Source organism: Lysobacter enzymogenes, from assembly GCF_017168095.1.
GTDB classification, from domain to species: domain Bacteria; phylum Pseudomonadota; class Gammaproteobacteria; order Xanthomonadales; family Xanthomonadaceae; genus Lysobacter; species Lysobacter enzymogenes_D.
The window spans coordinates 1-3,053 of record NZ_LXSD01000377.1; the positions used below are offsets into that span (position 1 = coordinate 1).

The following is a 3,053-nucleotide window of genomic DNA, read 5'->3' on the forward strand; positions in this document are numbered from 1 at the left end:
CCGGCGCAGCGGGTGGCGCTGCTGGCGTGGCTGGCGGCCTACCTCGCCGCCGCGCGCGCGCCGCGCTGAGGCGCCGCGCTCAGGGGTTGGCCGGCGCCGGGCAGAAGCGGTCCATGCAGTGGTTGAACTCCAGCCGGCAGAACTTCCGGTCCAGATCGGTGACCGCTTCGGCCAGGCATTGCGTGCGCTCGGCGTAGCAGGGGCAGGCCGGCGCGGCCGTGGAAACCGCGGCGAAGCCGGATGCGAAGGCGAGGGCGGCGGCTGCGGCGAGAGTGACAGTGCGGCGGTTGCGTGGGCGGCGCGGCATGGCGGTCATCGGCGGTTGTCGGCGGGTTGTCGGGAGGGATGCGCCGGCATTCGGCTCGGGCGGAAGATGGCGCGGGCGGAAGATGGCGCCGGCGCCGCAGCAAGGTCGGTCGGAATCGGCGCCTGCCGCGGGCGCACCCGCGGCTGACCTTGCTGCGGCAACGGCATGGAAAGATCGCTCAGCGCGCGTGTGCGTCCTGGCCTGAAGTCGCGCCAGCGGCGGCGCGGAACGGCGGTGTCATCGGCGAAATCCTTTTCTGGGCGGCGCGTTGTGCGGGGCGTGGGAACGTTCCCGCGGGCAGAGCGTGCGTTGCGGACGAAAGCGGCGCGGACGGCGGAAACGGCGTGCGCGCGACCGCACCGGTTATGGCACGAGCCCAGGGCGATCGCCGTGACCGCGCTCACGCGGCGGTCGCCGCCGCGGCCGCGGGCGCCGCGGAATTGCCGGAACTGGGATCGTCGGTGTGAAACCGACGTGCATGCGCGTGGTTTCGCCGCGGACGACGCGCGGTTTCATCGCGGCAGGGCGTTGAAGGCTCTGGATCCCCGCGTTCGCGGGGATGACGACTTCAAGAGGCGCGGCGAAACCGATTCGCTGCGCAACCCACCTGCCGTCATGCGCGCGAAGGCGGGCATCCAGGGCTCCATCGAGGCATGGCTCTGAAGTCTCTGGATCCCCGCGTTCGCGGGGATGACGATCTKSRAGMGRCGCGGSGAAAMSSAYTCGMCGCGCAACCCACCTGCCGTCATGCCCGCGAAGGCGGGCATCCAGGGCTCCATCGAGGCATGGCTCTGAAGCCTCTGGATCCCCGCCTTCGCGGGGATGACGATCTGGGAGAGGCGCGGGGAAAACACTCACGCGCAACCCACCTACCGTCATGCCCGCGAAGGCGGGCATCCAGGGCTCCATCGAGGCATGGCTCTGAAGTCTCTGGATCCCCGCGTTCGCGGGGATGACGATCTKSRAGMGRCGCGGSGAAAMSSAYTCGMCGCGCAACCCACCTGCCGTCATGCCCGCGAAGGCGGGCATCCAGGGCTCCATCGAGGCATGGCCTGCCGCCATCCACGGCGCGGAAGAAACGCAGACAAACCCACCCAAGCCCGGCGGCCAAAGAAAAACCCCGGCCGCATCGCAGCCGGGGTTCGTCGTGTTCGAGCACGCAGGAAACTTACAACGCCTGCTTGTAGACCGCGCCGTCCTTCATTACGAACGCCACGTCCAGCACCGTGTTGATGTCGGCGAGCGGGTCGCCCTTGACCGCGACGATGTCGGCGCGCTTGCCGGTTTCGATCGTGCCCTGGTCGTCCACGCCCAGCACTTCGGCGGCGCGGATGGTCGCGGCCTGCAGCGCCACCGCGGCCGGGATGCCGGCTTCGACCATGTAGACGAACTCGCGCGCGTTGTCGCCGTGCGGGCCCACGCCCATGTCGGTGCCGAAGGCGATCTTGACCCCGTTCTTGTAGGCGTTGGCCGCGGTCTGCTGGATCATCGCGCCGATCCGCGCCGCCTTCGGCCGCACTACGTCGGGGAAGTAGCCGTCGATCTTGGCCTTGTCGGCGACGAAGCGGCCGGCGTAGATGGTCGGCACGTACCAGGTGCCGCGCTGCTTCATCAGCGACATGACCTCCGGGCTCATGTAGGTGCCGTGTTCGATGCTGGTGACGCCGCCGAGCACCGCGCGCTTCATGCCTTCCTCGCCGTGCGCGTGCGCGGCGACGCGGTAGCCATAATCCCGCGCCGTATCCACGATGGCTTTTACTTCCTCCACGGTGAACTGCGGCGCGTCGCCGGACTTGGCGTAGGACAGCACGCCGCCGGTGGCGGTGATCTTGATGACGTCGCTGCCTTCCTTGTAGCGCTGGCGCACGGCCTGGCGGGCGTCGTCGATCGAGTTGATCACGCCTTCGGTCGGGCCGGGCGGGCCGATCAGGTGCGAGAGCGCGTCGTTCATGCCGTTGGTGGGATCGGCGTGGCCGCCGGTGGTGGCGATGGACTTGCCCGCGGCCCAGATGCGCGGGCCGGCGACCAGGCCCTGGTTGATCGCGTCGCGCAGGTGCGGGGTCACTTCGCCGCCGAGGTCGCGCACGCTGGTGAAGCCGGCCTGCAGGGTCTTGTTGGCGTAGCCGACCGCGCGGAAGGCGAAGTCGACCGGGTCGAGGCGGAAGCCTTCGGAATAGCTCTGCGCGCTGGACTGGCCGCCCAGGTGCACGTGCAGGTCGGTCCAGCCCGGGGTGCAGGTGTGTTGCGACAGGTCGACCGCGCGCGCGCCGGCGACGTCGTTGAGGCCAGCGCGGACCTCGGCGATCTTGCCGTCGCGCACGGTCACCGTGTGCGGGCCCAGCAGCTTGCCGCTGCGCGCGTCGAACAGTTTGCCGCAGCGCAGCGCGGTGGGTTCGGCCGGCGGCGCCGGCGCGGCCTGGGCGGCGCCGGCGAGGGCGCAGGCGAGGACGGCGAGGGCCAGCGGTGCGGCGGTCGGTCGGATCGTGAGCGTTCGGGGCATGGTCGGTTCCGGCGTTGGCGGGCGTGCGCCCGGAGCGGCGAGGCGCCGTCCGTGCCGCATCGCGCGTGGGTGTGTCGTGCGGATCGTGCGGGCGCATCGGTGTGCGGGCGCGGCGCCGCAGCGGACTCCCCCCGGTCGCGGCCGCCGGCCGGGGCCAGCATGCAAGCCGCGCACGGCGCGGGTCAACGTGACCAATGCACTAGGCGCGCCGTCCGGCCGCCGCCGCCGGCCGCGGCGCGGACGCGC

General features: G+C 71.4%; 3 protein-coding genes. 1 reads left to right on the forward strand and 2 read right to left on the reverse strand.

What is annotated here, in order from left to right; genetic code table 11:
* Positions 1-79: 79 nt before the first annotated feature.
* Positions 80-316 (reverse strand): hypothetical protein, encoded by a 237-nt coding sequence (locus A7A76_RS15255; RefSeq protein ID WP_206411978.1) that lies wholly within the window; start codon positions 314-316, stop codon positions 80-82.
* A gap of 381 nt (positions 317-697) precedes the next feature.
* Between A7A76_RS15255 and A7A76_RS15260 the strand changes: the two genes are divergently transcribed.
* Positions 698-970: a hypothetical protein gene (locus A7A76_RS15260; protein ID WP_206411979.1), complete on the forward strand. Its 273-nt coding sequence runs from the start codon at positions 698-700 to the stop codon at positions 968-970.
* Positions 971-1,475: 505 nt separating this feature from the next.
* Here A7A76_RS15260 and A7A76_RS15265 read toward each other — a convergent pair.
* Positions 1,476-2,807 (reverse strand): metal-dependent hydrolase family protein, encoded by a 1,332-nt coding sequence (locus A7A76_RS15265; RefSeq protein WP_206411980.1) that lies wholly within the window; start codon positions 2,805-2,807, stop codon positions 1,476-1,478.
* Between the last annotated feature and the right edge of the window lie 246 nt (positions 2,808-3,053).